This is a genomic window from Microbacterium sp. HM-570 (assembly GCF_054165885.1).
Genome location: NZ_CM135111.1, coordinates 1,683,967 through 1,699,936 on the forward strand (window position 1 = coordinate 1,683,967; position 15,970 = coordinate 1,699,936).

A 15,970-nucleotide genomic window follows, 5' to 3' on the forward strand; every position below is an offset into this window, starting at 1 on the left:
CGCCCCGTTCGGATCAACCCAGCAGGTCCTGGAACAGGGCGAACTGCTCGTCGACGAAGGACGTGAACTCGGCCGAGTCGCGGTAGACGACGAGGTTGCCGGCGCTGGCCTGGAACTCCTGGTAGCCCTCGCTCTCGACCGCCTCGGCGATTGCGGCTTCGAGGGTCTCGCGCACATCATCGGGCAGGCCCGCGGGTGCGTAGATTCCGCCCCATCCACCGAACTCGACCTCTTCGCCGATGGCTTCCTCGACCGTCGGAACGTCCTCGACGCTCGGGTGCCGCTCATCGTTCATCACGGCGAGGATGCGCACGGCACCCTGCTGCGCGAGGGCCTCGCCGAGGCCCGAGACCGCTGCCACGACTTCTCCCGACGCTGCTGCGGCGACGGCGGTGGCACCGCCGTCATAGGCCACGGGCGTGAACTCGGCGCCGGTCTGGGCGCCGAGACCGAGCGTCGCCGCCTCCCAGATCGAGCCGGCTCCCGAGTTGGCAACGGTGACCGCACCGCTCTCGGCCTGTGCGATCAGGTCTTCGAGCGTCTCGATCCCGCTGTTGGCACCGACCGAGATGACGCCCGGCGCCAGCATGATCTGGCCCAGCAGGTCGTAGTTCTCGGGAAGCACGTCGGCGCCCTGCGTCGTGTTGAGCATGGCGATCTCGACCGGCCCGAAACCGATGGTGTAGCCGTCGGCGGGCTGTGCCGCCACGTACTCCATCGCGAGCGCGCCGGATGCGCCGGGCATGTTCTCGGGGATCACGCTGACCCCGAGGATGGACTCCAGCTCGGTGGCCAGCGCGCGGGACGACAGGTCGGACCCACCACCCGGGTTGGCCTGGATGATGAGGCGGATGTCGCCTTCGGGGTATGTCGACTCGACGGTCTCGCCGGACTCTGCGGCGTCGGGCTCATCGGCCACGGGCGTGCAGGCGGCAAGGCTTGCGGCTCCGAGGGCGAGGGCGACGAAACCTGCTGCGGTTCGGATGATGCGCGGACGGGGCATCTTTGCTCCTCTGGTGCGGGATCGACGTTGTTGTCGACTCGCCAAACCTACATCGTTGACTGTTAACAGTCAACGATGCTCACGAAGCTGTGACCTCCACCGCCGGGCGACGGGCCGCGAGTTCGAGCGACATCCGCTCCTCTGCGCCGGCGAGATGCGCCTCCAGCACCCGCGCTGCCGCCTCGATGTCTCCCGAGCGCATCACGTCGTAGAGCAGCACGTGATCCTCAGCGGACTCGTGAAGATCCTCGTCGTGGTTGATCGTCACCTCGAGCAGCGCCGCGAACGTGGGGAGGTACTGCTGCCAAGCCGCCTGCAGCCGGGGGTGGGCGGAGAGCTCGTATATATAGGAGTGGAACTCGAGGTCGGCGCGCGCGAATTCCGGTGCATCGCGGTCATCCGCGGCGCCCTTCATGCGGGCCACGCAGTCCCTCGACTGTTGCCATAGCGCATCGTCCTCCACGCGCATGGCCCGACGCAGGGCCAGCTGCTCCAGCGCGGCGCGCAGGCTGTAGAGCTGTTCGACATCCTCTTCCGTCAATCCGACGATGTAGACGCCGCGTGGGCGTTGAACCTCGACCAGCTTCTCGAAACTCAGTTGCGTGATGGCGTCGCGTATCGGCCCCCGGCTGACATCGAACTCTTCCGCGAGCGCTTCTTCCGTCAAACGTTCACCCGGCTTGAGCTCGCCGCGCACGATCCGCTGCCGCAGGATGTCGGCCACCTGCGTCCCGAGCGATACCGCACGCTCCACCCGTCTCGACACGCGGGCACCTCCTCGTTGACAGTCAACAGATTACGGTCAGGATAGTCCCGGGCCCCTGCCGTCCGCCGCCCCCGCCCCGCGAAACGTCGTATACGTCTTGAAACTGCCACCCTCAAAGGTGACATAGGTGGAGTTTCGCGGCGCACGTCAGGAGCCGGAGTCCGGGAGATGCCGGGGACGCCAGAGGACGATGTCGGTGGCTCGGCGGACCCGCTTGCCGTGACGGAGCGTGACGACGGCGCCCTCGGTTCCGGCGGCGAAAACCCTGGCCCCAGGGCGGTTGTCGCGCTCGGCACGAACCCGCTGCTCGAGCTCCCGTACGTGACGCCGGAGCGCCCGCACCTCGTTCTCCAGCTGCAAGATGCGGGCGATCGCCGGCAGGCTCATGCCTTCGGCCGACAACCGGGCCACCTCACGAAGCTCCCGCACGTGTCGAATGGAGTAGCGCCGCGAACCGCCCTGCGTACGGGCGGGCACGACCAATCCGAGCCGATCGTACTGGCGGAGGGTTTGCGGATGCATGGCAGAGAGCTCGGCTGCGACGGCGATGGCAAAGATCGGCGCATCCTCGTCGACCTCGTCGCCCTGCATTCCGCTCACCACCCCATCACCGAGCCTCTCAGCCCCGCGCCTTGGACATCAGGTCGGCACGCGGGTTCTCTTTCGGCTCCAGCTCGTGGAACCGCTCGAGTGCCTCGCGAGCCGCGTCGTCCAGATGCGCGGGAACAGCCACCTGCACCTCGGCGAGCAGATCGCCCGTGCCCTTCTGCGTCTGCACGCCACGCCCCTTGACGCGTAGCACGCGACCCGAGGGCGTTCCGGGGGCAACCCGCAGCTTGACGGGGTCGCCACCGAGCGTCGGAACTTCGATCGTTGCGCCGAGCGCCGCCTCGGTGAATGTCACCGGCACGGTCACGCGCAGGTTCAGGCCATCGCGCGTGAAGACGGGGTGCGGGCGGACCGTGACCTGCACGACGATGTCGCCGGTCTCGCCGCCATCCGGCGAGGGCCGTCCACGTCCGCGCAGACGGATCTTCTGCCCGTCTGCGACGCCCGCGGGGATCTTGACCTTGAAGGGGCTGCCGTCCTCACCCTGGAGCGTGATGGTCTCGCCCTTGGTCGCCGTGACGAAGTCGACCGTCGTCCGCGCCGTCATGTCCGCGCCACGCGTCGGTCCGCCGTAGCCACGGAAACCGCCGGATGTCTGACCGAACCGGCCGGATCCGAACGACCCGCCCGCGCCCTGCTGGTTGAACATCGAGAAGATGTCGTCGAAGTCGGGCTGGGGTCCGCCGCGGCCCTGGCCGAAGCGGCTGAAGACATCCTCGAAGCCTTGGTTGCCGCCACCGCCAGCGGTGAAACGTGCCCCCGAGCCCATAGCGCGGATCTGGTCGTACTCCTCGCGTTGACCGGCATCCGAGAGCACCGAGTACGCCTCGCTGATCTCTTTGAACTTCGACTCGGCCTTGACATCACCCTGGTTGGAGTCGGGGTGATACGTGCGCGCAAGCTTGCGGTAGGCCTTCTTGAGGTCGGCGGGCGTGACGTCCTTTTGGACGCCCAGCACGCTGTAGAAGTCCTTGTCGAACCAGTCCTGGCTAGCCATCGCTGCCTCCGTCTACTCTGCGGGCACGGCGACGACGACCTTGGCAGGCCGAAGTTCAACCGAGCCGAGACGGTAGCCCACCTCGACGACCTCGAGCACCGTCGGCGCCTCCGTTCCCGCGATGGGCTGCTGGAAGATCGCCTCGTGCACCTGCGGGTCGAAAGCCTCGCCGGCGACACCGAACGAGGTCACGCCGAGCCGCTCAGCGACCGTGCGGATCTTCTCGCCGATCGCCGAGAACGGTGTGCCCTCTTGCAGGTCGCCATGTTTGGCGGCGCGGTCGAGATCATCGAGCACCGGGAGAAGGCCCTTTGCGGCCTCGCCCTTCGCACGCTCGATCTCGCGCTCGCGCTGTTCTTCCGTGCGGCGGCGGTAGTTGGCGTACTCCGCCTGCAGGCGCTTGAGATCACCCAATAGGGCCGATTCGAGATCGGCCAGCACGGCTTCTTGAGCTGCGGCATCCGCGTTCTGCGGCGCACCGAGGATGTCGTCGAGCGTCAGCTCGTCACCCTGGGCGTCCGAGCCATCCTGCGACACCCCGTCCTGCGACACCCCGTCCTGCGACACGGGGCCGGAGGACTGCTCCTCCGGCCCCTGCGTGCCATCAGGACCGGCGCCCTGCCCCTCGGGGCGTTCGTCGTCCTTGTTTGTCATGTCCTACTGCTTCTTCTCGTCTTCGTCGTCCACGACCTCGGCGTCAATGACGTCCTCTTCCGGGTTCGGCGTCTCGCCGTTACCCGGTTCGGTCGCGTCAGGGTCGGTCCCTGCGCCCGCCGAATCGCCCGCCGCCTGCGACGAGGCGTAGATCGCTTCGCCGAGCTTGCCCTGGCTGGCGTTGAGGGTGTCGAACGCGGCCTTCACAGCCTCGTCGTCGTCGCCCGCAAGAGCCGTCTTCAGCGCGTCGACGTCGGCCTGCACCGACGACTTGACGTCCTCGGGCAGCTTGTCGGCGTTGTCCTGGATGAGCTTCTCGATCGAGTACGAGAGGGTCTCGGCCTGGTTGCGGACCTCGGCGAACTCGCGGCGCTTCTTGTCTTCCGCGGCGTGCTCTTCGGCCTCGCGCACCATGCGCTCGATGTCCTCCTTGGGCAGCGACGAGCCACCCGTGATGGTCATCGACTGCTCCTTGCCGGTGCCCTTGTCCTTGGCAGACACGTGCACGATTCCGTTGGCGTCCAGGTCGAAGGTGACCTCGACCTGCGGGATGCCGCGGGGAGCCGGAGCGATGCCGGTGAGCTCGAACGTTCCGAGCGGCTTGTTGTCGCGTGTGAATTCACGCTCGCCCTGGAAGACCTGGATCGCCACGGACGGCTGGTTGTCGTCGGCCGTCGTGAAGGTCTCGCTGCGCTTGGTCGGGATGGCCGTGTTGCGCTCGATGAGCTTCGTCATGATGCCGCCCTTGGTCTCGATGCCGAGGCTCAGGGGGGTCACGTCGATGAGCAGAACGTCCTTGCGCTCACCCTTCAGCACACCGGCCTGGAGGGCCGCGCCGACGGCGACGACCTCGTCCGGGTTGACGCCCTTGTTGGCTTCCTTGCCGGCCTCGCGCTTGACGAGTTCGGCAACGGCGGGCATACGGGTCGAGCCACCGACGAGCACGACGTGGTCGATGTCCGCAACCTTGATGCCGGCCTCGCGGATGACATCCTCGAACGGCTTCTTGGTGCGGTCGAGCAGGTCCTTCGTCAGGTCCTCGAACTTGGCGCGTGTCAGCGTCTCGGAGAGCGACACGGGGCCGTTCTCGGTCAGCGACAGGTAGGGCAGGTTGATGCTCGTCGAGCTCGAGCTCGAGAGCTCCTTCTTCGCCTGCTCCGCGGCCTCCTTGAGGCGCTGCAGGGCGATCTTGTCGCCCGCGACATCCACGCCCGTGGTGTCCTTGAACTGCTTGATCAGGTGATCGACGACCCGCTGGTCCCAGTCGTCTCCACCGAGGCGGTTGTCGCCGGCGGTCGAGCGGACCTGAATCGTGGAGAAGTCGTCGTCCTTGCCCACCTCGAGCAGCGAGACGTCGAACGTGCCGCCACCGAGGTCGAAGACGAGGATGAGCTCGTCTTCCTTGCCGCGGTCGAGGCCGTAGGCCAGGGCAGCAGCGGTGGGCTCGTTGATGATGCGCAGGACGTTGAGACCCGCGATCTCGCCGGCCTCCTTCGTCGCCTGGCGCTCGGCATCGTTGAAGTACGCGGGAACGGTGATGACGGCGTCGGTGACGCTGTCGCCCAGGTATTCCTCGGCGTCGCGCTTGAGCTTGCCGAGGATGCGCGCCGAGATCTCCTGCGGCGTCCACTTCTTGCCGTCGACGTCGAACGTCCAGTCGGTGCCCATGTGGCGCTTGACGGACGAGATCGTGCGGTCGACGTTGGTGACGGCCTGGCGCTTGGCGGTCTCGCCGACGAGCACCTCGCCGTCCTTCGTGAATGCGACGACTGAGGGGGTCGTGCGGAAGCCCTCGGCGTTTGCGATGACCTTGGGCTCGCCGCCCTCGAGGACGCTGACGACCGAGTTGGTCGTGCCGAGGTCGATTCCAACTGCACGTGGCATGTGTGTCTCTCTCTTCTTCGTGTGAGGCCGGGCGGATGCCGCGGCCTGAAGTCTGGTGCGTCTCGACGTCGTCCGGTTCGGGGTGAATCAGACGGGTTGAGCCGTTATGACTCAAGGGTATCCCTCACCCGCGAGAACGTCAAATGAACTTGATATGAACCGGCTCAACTTTGCTCGAACGCCGTTGCCGCGGCACCCGCAATGTCATAGCGGCGACCCGGGTATAGCCTGAGCGCGCCGCACCGTCGCGGCCCCGGGTCACCCGCCGTTCACCGAAGGGCCATAACTTGCCGCACATGAGCGACCCCGACCACCCGAACGCTGAGGCCCGCACGCCCGAGAACCTCGCCCGGGTGGCACCCGCGACATCCACCGATGCCCTGGCCGCCCTCGGCGCCACCGGCGACGGACCTGCGAGCACCAGCCGCAAGCGCGTCATCGCCTGGGGTCTCTGGGACTGGGGCTCGGCATCGTTCAATGCGGTCGTGACGACCTTCGTCTTCGCCGTCTATCTGACGAGTTCGAGCTTCGGCCCGGAGGGCACCGTCGAGGCGCAGCTCGGGTGGGCCCTCGCTGCCGCGGGCCTGCTGATCGCGCTTCTCGCGCCCGTGACCGGCCAGCGCTCCGACACCTCGGGACGCCGCAAGCTCTGGCTCGCGGTCAACACCTACATCGTCGTGGGCATCACCCTCGCCCTGTTTTTCGTGCAGCCGGACCCCTCGTTCCTGTGGCTCGGCCTCCTGCTCCTGGCCGCGGGCAACGTCTTCTTCGAATTCGCGGGTGTCAACTACAACGCGATGCTCACGCAGGTCTCGACTCCCCGCTCGATCGGACGCGTCAGCGGCTTCGGCTGGGGCATGGGCTACATCGGCGGGATCGTCCTGCTGTTGATCGTGTACTTCGGCTTCATTCAGGGCCTCTTCGGGCTACCGAGCGAGAACGGTCTCGACGTGCGCTTGTCGATGATCGTCGGGGCGGTGTGGTTCGGCCTCTTCGCGCTCCCCGTCCTGTTCGTGGTACCCGAGTACAAAGGCGCGGGCACGCGCCGCGAGAAGGTCGGATTCTTCACCTCCTACGCGCGACTCGGGCGCGACATCGCGCACCTCTGGCGCGACAGCCGCCAGACGGTCTGGTTCCTGCTCGCCAGCGCGGTGTTCCGGGACGGGCTGGCCGGGGTGTTCACGTTCGGCGGGGTGCTCGCGGCATCCGTCTTCGGCTTTTCGCCCGGCGAGGTCATCATCTTCGCGATCGCCGCGAACATCGTCGCGGGAATCTCGACGATCGCCGTCGGATCGCTCGACGACCGCATCGGCGCGAAGCCCGTGATTGTCATCGCCCTGATCGGTCTCATCGTTTCGGGATCGCTCGTCTTCTTCCTCCACGACGGCGGGCAGATCGTGTTCTGGACGGCCGGCCTCGCGCTGACCCTCTTCGTCGGGCCCGCCCAATCCGCGTCGCGAACCTTTCTCGCGCGCTCGATCCCGCCGGGACGCGAGGGCGAGGTCTTCGGGCTCTACGCGACAACGGGACGCGCTGTCTCGTTCCTCGCGCCGACGATGTTCGCGATCTTCGTGGGGGTCTCGGGCGAGGCCTACTTCGGCATCCTCGGCATCGTGCTCGTGCTGCTGGTCGGCCTGTTGCTTCTGGTGCCGGTCAAAACCGGGCAGCGCATCGCCGACCGCGCCTGACCGCCGCTCCCCCTACCCGTGCGGCGCGGATGACGGCCGACGGATGCCTAGCCTCGACCTTTCATGGTCGTTGTGAGCGGGGTCGAATGAGCGTGGGTGCGCTCGCTTGAACCTGATTCTGTCGCCTGGGTACGACAATGAGTCGCGTGTCGCTGCGTGGGCGGGGTTCCGGTCCGGGGCGGTGCTGTCGTGGGTGGACTGAAGGCTGCCGGCGTCAGCCGGGCGCCCGCGCGTGAGCGCGCAGCCCGGTGATCGCCGCGAGGGCCGTGGCGACCCAGGTTGCCCGGTCGGAGAGGTGCAGGGTCGTGCGCCGGCCGTGCCGCGCGATCGCTGCCGGGATGGAGAACAGCCGCAGCCGTAACCGTTTCGGTTCCCACCGGCGGGCGGCATCGGTGGGGTGCGCGAGCATTCCCATCCAGGCCATCAGTTCGGACGCGAGGGCCACGAGGTGGCACCAAATGCGGTTCTGATCGAACGCTTTCAGGGGCAGGTTGCGCAGTCCGGTGTCTTTCGCGATACGGATGCGGTCCTCGCAGCGCGCCCGCCGACGGTGCCGCAGCTCGAGGGCGGCGAGTTGCCCGCGGGCCGTGTTCGTGGCGAACGCGGTCAGGCGGTAACCGTCGACGTCATCGAACCGCAGTTGCGCGCCGGGGTGTGGTCGTTCGCGGCGCACGATGACACGCATCCCTGGCGGCCATTTCGTGAGGTCGAGGATCCCGGTGAACTCGGCGACATCCGCACCCGGGCGGCCTTCTTCGGCCGCGTTGTAGGCCGGTGCCCACACCTTCTCGGGGATCTTCCGATACAGCTCCGGGGTGAACTGAGGGAGCGTGAACCCCACCGAATACGCCAACCGGCGCCCGCTGAGCCACTTCACGAACTCGTGCGTTCCACCGGCACCGTCGGCGCGGATCAGCACGCTCTTCCCCGGCCGGGCCGAACCTCCGGGCAACTGCGCGAGCGCTTGTTTCACGACGTCGATGTGGTCCGCGGCGGTGTTCGAGCCGGCGTTGCCCGGGCGGAGCTTGATCGCGAGCGCCTCACCCGCCCCGGGTTTCCCGTGGTCGAGAAACGCGCACAACGGATGAAAGCCGAAGCCGCGCTTGTATGTCGGTGCGGCGTGTTCTTTCTCGGAGTGCGCGGTGATCAACGTCGCATCCAGATCGATGATCAGCGGGTCCTTCACCGTCGCGGCGTGACCGGGCGCGTGCTCACCGGCCAGCGACCACGCCCGCTCCCGAGCAGTGGCTCTCGCGGTGTTGATCGCAGCGATCGCGCGGTCCGGGTCAGCAGCGAGGGCCGCGATCGTGCGGGACACCGTCGGGTCTGATGCGACCGGCCCGAACACCCCTGGCTCGCCGCGGAGCACCCCGATGTCAGCGAGAGCGTCACCACCCAACGTGAGCGCGATCGCAAGATCCACGACAACTTTCCCGGGATCATGGATCGCAAACGGCTTCCGCCACGGCCCGAGAGCCTCGGACAGCGCCCGGTCAAGACCAGTGGCGCGTGCGGTTTCGGTCAGCAGCACACCGCCCGCTTGACCGATCGCGGACACCCTCGCGGTGTCAACATTCACGCGGGGATACGCTCCGGTATTCTTCACCCTGAAGGTGCTCCTTCTTGCGGATCAATACGACTCTCGACAAGCCTTATTCTCCCAGGTCAGGAGCACTTTCCCTATCCAACACGCACGGTCGCCGGACCACAAGCGTGAAAGCCCGAGGCTAGGGCTCAGGCGCTCGGCCATCCGTCCGCGAGCTTGTTCAACAGGCGCGCAAGATCCGCGCGCTCCTGGTCGGTGAAGGTCGACAGAGCGCGATCCACAGCCTCGCGACGGTCGCCGCGGAAGCCGCGCACAAGGGCAGATCCGGCATCCGTCAGTGCGACGCGGGTTCGACGCGCATCGTCGGGGTCGGCCTCCCGACGCACGACACCGAGGTCGACGCCCTGCTGCACCAGGCGGGATGCCCGGGGCTGATCGACGCCGATCGCGTCGGCGATCTCGCCAACGGACAGGGGACCGGATGCCTGAGCAAGGGTCTCGAGCAACCGCATTCGCGCAGGTCCACCCAGGCGCGGCGGCACCCATGGAGGTGAGCCCGCGTGCGGATGTCCGCCACGGTGCGGGCCGCCGCGCATCCACGGGGGTCCGCCGTGCATGCCGGCGCTGCGCGGGGGTCCGTCCTCGCTCCAGGGTGGTCGGGGCATCCGTCGGCCGCGGAGTCGGGCGAGAGCCGCGGCGATCGCGTCGGCATCGTCGGGCTGATGCGCGCCCGCAGCTCCGGAATCTTCGTCGGCCATGCCACCAATTTACATGCGACTTGACATAGACCGATTTACATGTGACAGTACATGCACATGCAATATGACATGCAATTGTGTCCGGCTGTTCATCCGGACACCTGAAAGGACTTTTCATGACTGACACACAGAACACCCCGAACGGCGGCCCCGACGAGGATCGCCCCACCCCTGCCCTCCCTCTCAGCTACTGGCTGCGCGCCGTGGAAGCGATGATCGGTCGCGAGTTCGCGACGGCTCTCGCCGCGGAGGACGTCGAACGACGCGATCGGATGCTGCTGAACGCGGTGTCCGGCGACATTGACGTGCCCGGCTGGCTCGCTTCCCGCGTGCACGGACGCGGCGGCAAACGTCTGCGCGCCCTGGCCGAACGCGGTTGGGTCGCTCGCACGGATGACGCCTGGGCACTCACCGACGAAGGACGCGCCGCGAAAGAACGCCTCGGCGGGATCGTCGACGGCATCCGCGAGCGCGTCTCGGGCGCCGTGAGCCCCGAGGACTACGCGACCCTGACCGCCTCGCTCGAGGCCATCGCCCGCGAACTGGGCTGGGATGGGAGCGAGCGGATGCCTCGCGGCGAGCGCGGACGCCCGGGCTTCGGTCCCGGTCGGGGCTTCGGTCCCGGTCGGGGCTTCGGCCCCGGCCGCGGGTTCGACCCGGGCTTCCGGCCCGGCTTTGGCCCGGGCTTCAGTCCGGGCTTCGGTCCGGGTCGTGCGTTCGGTGCTCGCTTCGCTCCGGGCGCCGACGCCGGATTCGGCCCTGGCTTCGGACACCGCGGCTCCCCCGAGCACTGCGGCCCCGAGGGTCACGGCGCGAAGGGCCACCACCACGGGCACCGCGGCGAGCGCCACGGCGAGCGCGCGTTCGAGCGCGGCTTCGACGCAGGCTTCCGCGCCGCGAAGGAGCGCGCCGAGGCATCCTGATGCCTCGGCCGGCGCGCGAGTGCGCCCGTTGCGCTCGAAAGAGCCGGTCATTGCCCGCGACTAAACGCACATCTCGGCAATAACCGGCGCACTCGCCGCGCAGACATCGATCCTCGCATCCGACCGAACAGGTTGGGCGCGAGGATCGTTTCGTGTCAGCCTCCGGCGGCACCCGAGTCGGTGACGCCGACGTCGGTGCGGTGGAAGTTCTGGAACGATCGGGACGCGGTAGGCCCGCGCTGCCCCTGATATCGGTTGCCGTAGGGACCCGAGCCGTACGGGTTCTCGGTCGGCGAAGACAGCCGGAAGAAGCACAGCTGTCCGATCTTCATGCCGGGCCACAGCTTGATCGGCAGGGTCGCGACGTTCGAGAGCTCGAGCGTGACGTGGCCCGAGAATCCCGGGTCGATGAACCCGGCGGTCGAGTGCGTGAGCAGGCCGAGGCGTCCGAGCGACGACTTGCCCTCGAGCCGGGCCGCCACGTCGTCGGGCAACGTGATCAGTTCGAAGGTGCTGCCCAGCACGAACTCCCCCGGATGCAGGATGAACGGCTCGTGCGGTGCGGTCTCGATCAGGTGGGTCAGCTCGGGCTGATCCTCGGCCGGGTCGATGAAGGGGTACTTGTGGTTGTCGAAGAGCCGGAAGTACCGGTCGAGCCGCACGTCGACGCTGGATGGCTGCACCATCTGCGGGTCGTAGGGCTCGAGCCCGATCCGCCGCGCGTCGAGTTCGAGCTTGATGTCACGGTCCGAGAGCAGCACGGCCTCAGCCTACCGAGCCCGTCGTGTTCGCAATTCAGTCTCCGCGAACCCGACCGCGCTGTGACCACCCGAAAACACGGGGGCGCAGGGCCCGCAGCCGCCGAGCCCGCCCCGCCGAGACTGAATTGCGAACCGCGCGACGCGTCCGAATCCGGTCACCCTTCGAGGGGGGACAGCCAGGCCCGCAGCAGCGGCTCGAGCTGCGCGCGCTGGCCGGGAGTGAGCGACTCCACCAGACGAGCCTCATTGCTCATGTGCGCGGCGAAGGCCTCGTCAATTGTGCGACGGCCCGCTTCCGTCAGCGCGACGACTCGGCCACGGCCATCCGCGTCGCTCTCGCGTCGATGCACGAGACCCGCGGCTTCGAGTCGGTCCAGGCGCTTCGACACCGCGCCCGTCGTGACCATCGTGTGGCGCGCGAGCTCGCCGGGCGCTGCCTCGAAGGGCGCCCCCGCGCGGCGCAGCGTCGCGAGCAGGTCGAACTCGCCCTCGTTCAGCCCGAAGCGGCGGTAGACGATCAGCAGTTCGTCCCGCAGGCGATCGCCCAGGCGATGGATGCGCCCAATCAGCGCCATCGGAGATACATCCAGGTCGGGCCGCTCCCTGCGCCACTCCGATTGGATCTGATCGACACGATCGAGAACACTCATCCGCCCACTATATCTTCCATAGAAGCTATAGTGTCTTCCATGGAAGTTAAATGGCGCTGGTTTCTGATCACGGCCGTCGCCCCCGTCGCGTGGGGCGCGACATATTTTGTGACACGCCAGTTTCTGCCCGCGGACTCGCCGCTCTGGGGCGCCGCGCTCCGCGCTCTGCCAGCGGGTCTGCTGCTGTTGCTCATAACGCGACGCCTGCCGCGCGGCTCATGGTGGTGGCGCTCGCTCATCCTCGGAACGCTCAACTTCGGCGGGTTCTTCGTCCTGGTCTACGTCTCGGCCCAGCTCTTGCCAACCTCCATTGCGGCGTCCGTCATGGCTCTCGCACCCCTGGCGCTCGCGGGCATGGCGTGGCCCCTGCTGGGCGAACGCCCGACGCTCCGCCTCGCGCTGGGCGCGGCGCTGGGGATCGGAGGCGTCACACTCGTCGTCGGCCTCGGCGCGGCAGGCATGGATGCCTGGGGCATCGTGGCGTCAGTGGCCGCCCTGCTGCTGTCGTCGTTCGGCGCGATCCTCACGACCCGGTGGGTGGATTCCACCCCCCTGGTTGCCACGACATCCTGGCAGCTGCTCGCCGGCGGGCTCGTCCTCACGATCCTGGCCGTCACGGTGGAGGGCGCACCGCCTCGAGTGGATACCGCGGGGGTCGTTGCGTACGCGTTCGTCGCCGTGATCGCGACGGCGCTTGCCTTCTTGTGCTGGTTCGCGGGGCTGCGGCATCTGCCCGCGCCACGGCGAGTACCCCCTCCGCATCCCGAGCCGATCGCGTTCGTAACTCAGTCTCTGCGAAACGGCCCGCGCGACATTCCCTTGAGATCCCGCGGACTTCCGGCTCACCGGCGTCCGACTCGGGCCGTGGAGACTGAATTGTGAACCGCGCGAGCGCAACAGTGCCCGTTTGCTAGGCTGGCCGGGCACCGCAAGGTGCTCTGGGGCTGTAGTTCAATGGCAGAACTTCTGCTTCCCAAGCAGATAGCGCGGGTTCGATTCCCGTCAGCCCCTCCATCGCTCCGACGTTCGGCCGCAGGCCGAGCGGCGGGGCGATTGTCGTGTGGGCGGGAATCGAACCGACGGTGGGCCCACGCCGCCGGAGGCTCCGCGCGTCGCGCAGCGACGTGTGGAGAGGCGGTGGGGACGATTCCCGTCAGCCCCTCCACTGTCCCGACGTGTCGCCACGGGCCGCGCGGCGGGACTCTCGCGTAGACGCCGCCGGAACGAGCAGGGCTAGCAGTTCGGCGGAACGGGATTTCCGGTCGGCGGGACGCCCTGGATCTCGCCCCACGCGTATCCGCTCACGGCCTCGCCCCCGAGGGTGCCCGTGTAGGAGAAGAGGCCCTCGTACACCGCGCGGTTCAGGGCATTGAGTTCTTGATCGGACGCGGTGGCGCTGAAGACGAGGTCCGCCGCGGGGCGGGTCGATGATCCGTCGAGCTGCACGGTGTAGTCCAGGTGATAGACGTAGCAACTGTGCGGCGAGGTCCAGGTGTCGGCGGTCGGTGTGATGTGAATCGCATCCTGTGGCCAGTTGGCGGTCGGCTGCAGGGTGCCGTTGGCCGACTGCGAAGAGCCCGCACCGCCGATCATCGCGTAATGCAGCTGTCCGACCTCCTGCTGCCCGGTCGTCGCGATCAGCATGCCCTGCAGGCTGTCGGGGAGTTGCACCGAGAACTCGGTCCATTCATATCCGTTGCCCACGACGTACTGTGCCGCGTCGTTGTAGGTCTCGGTGAGGTTGTCGAAGAACAGCAGACCTTCGGTGCCGCTTGCCACGTACGTCGACCCGATCTGCACCGACCACTCCTCGACCTTCACCAGGGGCATCGAGTAGTAGTGCGATCCCTGACCGGTCATGGGGTCACCGGTCGCTTCGAGGTACGCGCCGATGTCGCCGCCGTACTGGTTCATGATCGGCGTGCGCTGGTCCGTGGTGGGGATCGGACCACCGGATGCGGGAAGGGGGGCGCCGTCGAACATCCACAGCGGGAAGAATCCGTTGGGGCCATACCCCCACTGGATGATGCCGGTGACGTCTTTCGCTCGCACCGAGAGCGTCGTCCACTCCCTCGCGTTGGACCCGGCCATTCCTGTCTCGACCGAAACGGTCAGCTGATACACCGACCCCACCGCGCCGATCGCGCCGGACACGACACGCATATCGACGATCTGCTCGGGATCGCCGGTGTTCTGCTGCTCGACGTGGATGTTCCACGGCTGGTAGCTGATCGTGGTGGGCACCGAGATGTCGGCGAGACCGTCGATGCCACCGAAGGTCGGACCCTGGTTGAGCGAAAGTCGGTTGAAGATCAGGCCCGATTCTTCCATCGTCAACCACGGCACCTGGAGCCCGGGGATCACGGTGTTGCCCTGCGACATCAGCGCGATGGAATTGGTCGCGCCCTGATCGTCGACGAGGTGACCGAAGAACTCGAACGACTGCGAGTCGTACTGCGGTAAACCGGTCGAGAGGAACGATCTGAAGCCCGTGCAGTCTTCGCCCTGAGCCAACGCGGTCGTCGAGAACGCGGCGATGGAACCGAAATCCAGGACGGGGATGACCGGATCGGTGCTGCTTGTCGGGCATGCCGGAGGCACGGTGGGCGTGGGCGTAGGGGTGGGTGCCGCAGTGGGATGTGTGGTCGGCTGGGGCTGCGGAGTGCCGCCGCCCCCCGAGTTGCCGCCGCCCGAGTTCCCCCCGCCGCCCGAGCGGCCGCCCCGAGAGCCGCCGCGGGACCCGCCCGGGTCCGTCGGAGATGCACTCGGTGACGGCGATACGGTCGGCAGGGGTGAGGACGTCGGCGCGGGGCTCGGCGTGGGCGCGGGCGTCGAACGCGGGGACGCCGAGGGCGATGCGGCGCTGTCGGCTTCGGGCGTCGGAGCACCGAACGTGCACGACGTCAGTCCCCCCAGGGCCAGGACGGTCAGGAGCAGAGCGGCGACGCGGGGTGTCCTCACGCGGTCAGTATTCCATAACGCCGCTGCCGCCTTGTGGCGCTCGTCAGGGAAGAGTCCGACCGCTCCCGGGGCTCAGAGCCCCACGAATCCTCGCGTGCGATGCCCCACCGCAATGGATTCACCCGACACCGTTCCCGAGAGCGGGGACAGCAGGAATGTGACGAGCCGCGCCGTGTCCGCGGGCGTCGACTGGCCGCTCGCGCCCACCGGCACATCCGGCGAGGGGTCGTCCGCGACGATCCCGGGATTCACGACGTTCACGGTCACGCCCGTTCCCGCCGCTTCATCCGCAAGGTGCTTTGCGGCAATGATGAGTGCCGCGTTCCGGATCGAACCCGCCATGTTGCCCGTGACGAAAGCGTTCTGACCGCTGATCCCGACGATGCGCCCGTAGCAGATGTCATGCATGTGCCGGAGGGCGGCGTTGGCGACGCGGACGAAGGTCAGCGCCTTCCCGTCGACGGCATCGCCCACCTGTGCGGGCTCGGAGTTCTTCGCGGGATCCAACGTTCGCGCGCTCGGGGCAGCGGCCACGACGACGCCGTCCAGGCGCCCGTGAGATTCGAGAATCCGAGCCATCCCCGCGGAAACGGATGCGTCGTCGGCGGCGTCCATCACGATGCCAGTGGCGCTCGTTCGCGACGCGGGAACGGCCACAGCTCCCTCTGCCGTCAGCTGCTCGACGATCGCACGGCCGAGAAGGCCATGACCACCGACGACGAGGATGACTCGGTCACGAAGCTGCAGATCCATCCGGCAACGGTAGCGCG

General features: G+C 67.8%; 15 protein-coding genes and 1 tRNA gene. 4 read left to right on the forward strand and 12 right to left on the reverse strand.

The window, feature by feature from the left end:
- Nucleotides 1–13: 13 nt before the first annotated feature.
- From ACT9TC_RS07965 to dnaK, 6 genes are all read right to left on the reverse strand, one after another.
- The gene (locus ACT9TC_RS07965; protein ID WP_458042827.1) at nucleotides 14–1,003 is read right to left on the reverse strand and encodes a tripartite tricarboxylate transporter substrate binding protein; all 990 of its coding nucleotides are present in this window, start codon (nucleotides 1,001–1,003) and stop codon (nucleotides 14–16) included.
- 79 nt (nucleotides 1,004–1,082) lie between these two features.
- Entirely contained in the window at nucleotides 1,083–1,769 is a 687-nt protein-coding gene (locus tag ACT9TC_RS07970) for a GntR family transcriptional regulator (RefSeq protein ID WP_458042828.1), read from the reverse strand.
- Between the two features lie 147 nt (nucleotides 1,770–1,916).
- On the reverse strand, nucleotides 1,917–2,360 hold the full coding sequence (locus ACT9TC_RS07975; RefSeq protein WP_458042897.1) for a heat shock protein transcriptional repressor HspR: 444 nt from the start codon (nucleotides 2,358–2,360) through the stop codon (nucleotides 1,917–1,919).
- 28 nt (nucleotides 2,361–2,388) lie between these two features.
- Nucleotides 2,389–3,375 (reverse strand): DnaJ C-terminal domain-containing protein, encoded by a 987-nt coding sequence (locus tag ACT9TC_RS07980; protein ID WP_458042829.1) that lies wholly within the window; start codon nucleotides 3,373–3,375, stop codon nucleotides 2,389–2,391.
- A gap of 12 nt (nucleotides 3,376–3,387) precedes the next feature.
- A complete protein-coding gene (locus ACT9TC_RS07985; RefSeq protein ID WP_458042830.1) occupies nucleotides 3,388–4,029 on the reverse strand; it encodes a nucleotide exchange factor GrpE in 642 nt (213 codons plus the stop codon).
- Nucleotides 4,030–4,032: 3 nt separating this feature from the next.
- Complete coding sequence (gene dnaK / locus ACT9TC_RS07990; RefSeq protein ID WP_458042831.1) at nucleotides 4,033–5,913, reverse strand: molecular chaperone DnaK; 1,881 nt, start codon at nucleotides 5,911–5,913, stop codon at nucleotides 4,033–4,035.
- A 296-nt stretch (nucleotides 5,914–6,209) separates the two neighbouring features.
- Here dnaK and ACT9TC_RS07995 point away from each other — a divergent pair, with 296 nt between their 5' ends.
- Nucleotides 6,210–7,601 carry an MFS transporter gene (locus ACT9TC_RS07995; RefSeq protein WP_458042832.1) on the forward strand — a complete coding sequence of 464 codons (1,392 nt, stop codon included), beginning with the start codon at nucleotides 6,210–6,212 and terminating at the stop codon, nucleotides 7,599–7,601.
- Nucleotides 7,602–7,815: 214 nt separating this feature from the next.
- Here ACT9TC_RS07995 and ACT9TC_RS08000 read toward each other — a convergent pair whose 3' ends face one another.
- Nucleotides 7,816–9,207 (reverse strand): IS1380 family transposase, encoded by a 1,392-nt coding sequence (locus ACT9TC_RS08000; RefSeq protein WP_458041077.1) that lies wholly within the window; start codon nucleotides 9,205–9,207, stop codon nucleotides 7,816–7,818.
- Between the two features lie 128 nt (nucleotides 9,208–9,335).
- On the reverse strand, nucleotides 9,336–9,905 hold the full coding sequence (locus ACT9TC_RS08005) for a MarR family winged helix-turn-helix transcriptional regulator (protein ID WP_458042833.1): 570 nt from the start codon (nucleotides 9,903–9,905) through the stop codon (nucleotides 9,336–9,338).
- Nucleotides 9,906–10,021: 116 nt separating this feature from the next.
- Between ACT9TC_RS08005 and ACT9TC_RS08010 the strand changes: the two genes are divergently transcribed.
- Entirely contained in the window at nucleotides 10,022–10,828 is an 807-nt protein-coding gene (locus ACT9TC_RS08010) for a MarR family winged helix-turn-helix transcriptional regulator (protein ID WP_458042834.1), read from the forward strand.
- Nucleotides 10,829–10,983: 155 nt separating this feature from the next.
- Here ACT9TC_RS08010 and dcd read toward each other — a convergent pair whose 3' ends face one another.
- Both dcd and ACT9TC_RS08020 read right to left on the reverse strand, forming a co-directional pair.
- Complete coding sequence (gene dcd / locus ACT9TC_RS08015; protein ID WP_458042835.1) at nucleotides 10,984–11,589, reverse strand: dCTP deaminase; 606 nt, start codon at nucleotides 11,587–11,589, stop codon at nucleotides 10,984–10,986.
- A 155-nt stretch (nucleotides 11,590–11,744) separates the two neighbouring features.
- Nucleotides 11,745–12,239 carry a MarR family winged helix-turn-helix transcriptional regulator gene (locus tag ACT9TC_RS08020; RefSeq protein ID WP_458042836.1) on the reverse strand — a complete coding sequence of 165 codons (495 nt, stop codon included), beginning with the start codon at nucleotides 12,237–12,239 and terminating at the stop codon, nucleotides 11,745–11,747.
- Between the two features lie 39 nt (nucleotides 12,240–12,278).
- Between ACT9TC_RS08020 and ACT9TC_RS08025 the strand changes: the two genes are divergently transcribed.
- Entirely contained in the window at nucleotides 12,279–13,121 is an 843-nt protein-coding gene (locus ACT9TC_RS08025) for a DMT family transporter (protein WP_458042837.1), read from the forward strand.
- 58 nt (nucleotides 13,122–13,179) lie between these two features.
- Nucleotides 13,180–13,253 (forward strand) — tRNA-Gly (locus ACT9TC_RS08030).
- A gap of 219 nt (nucleotides 13,254–13,472) precedes the next feature.
- On the opposite strand, the gene ACT9TC_RS08035 is transcribed toward ACT9TC_RS08030, so the two are convergent.
- On the reverse strand, nucleotides 13,473–15,200 hold the full coding sequence (locus tag ACT9TC_RS08035; protein WP_458042838.1) for a hypothetical protein: 1,728 nt from the start codon (nucleotides 15,198–15,200) through the stop codon (nucleotides 13,473–13,475).
- A 72-nt stretch (nucleotides 15,201–15,272) separates the two neighbouring features.
- A complete protein-coding gene (locus ACT9TC_RS08040; RefSeq protein WP_458042839.1) occupies nucleotides 15,273–15,953 on the reverse strand; it encodes an SDR family NAD(P)-dependent oxidoreductase in 681 nt (226 codons plus the stop codon).
- Nucleotides 15,954–15,970: the final 17 nt, after the last annotated feature.

Excerpts from the sequence above, each read along its gene's own strand:
- ACT9TC_RS07995 (WP_458042832.1), top strand. The coding sequence starts at position 6,210 with ATGAGCGACCCCGACCACCCGAACGCTGAGGCCCGCACGCCCGAGAAC.
- ACT9TC_RS07965 (WP_458042827.1), bottom strand. The coding sequence starts at position 1,003 with ATGCCCCGTCCGCGCATCATCCGAACCGCAGCAGGTTTCGTCGCCCTC.
- ACT9TC_RS07980 (WP_458042829.1), bottom strand. The coding sequence starts at position 3,375 with ATGGCTAGCCAGGACTGGTTCGACAAGGACTTCTACAGCGTGCTGGGC.
- dnaK (WP_458042831.1), bottom strand. The coding sequence starts at position 5,913 with ATGCCACGTGCAGTTGGAATCGACCTCGGCACGACCAACTCGGTCGTC.
- ACT9TC_RS07975 (WP_458042897.1), bottom strand. The coding sequence starts at position 2,360 with ATGCAGGGCGACGAGGTCGACGAGGATGCGCCGATCTTTGCCATCGCC.
- ACT9TC_RS07985 (WP_458042830.1), bottom strand. The coding sequence starts at position 4,029 with ATGACAAACAAGGACGACGAACGCCCCGAGGGGCAGGGCGCCGGTCCT.
- ACT9TC_RS08040 (WP_458042839.1), bottom strand. The coding sequence starts at position 15,953 with ATGGATCTGCAGCTTCGTGACCGAGTCATCCTCGTCGTCGGTGGTCAT.
- ACT9TC_RS08005 (WP_458042833.1), bottom strand. The coding sequence starts at position 9,905 with ATGGCCGACGAAGATTCCGGAGCTGCGGGCGCGCATCAGCCCGACGAT.
- ACT9TC_RS08025 (WP_458042837.1), top strand. The coding sequence starts at position 12,279 with ATGGAAGTTAAATGGCGCTGGTTTCTGATCACGGCCGTCGCCCCCGTC.
- ACT9TC_RS08010 (WP_458042834.1), top strand. The coding sequence starts at position 10,022 with ATGACTGACACACAGAACACCCCGAACGGCGGCCCCGACGAGGATCGC.
- ACT9TC_RS08020 (WP_458042836.1), bottom strand. The coding sequence starts at position 12,239 with ATGAGTGTTCTCGATCGTGTCGATCAGATCCAATCGGAGTGGCGCAGG.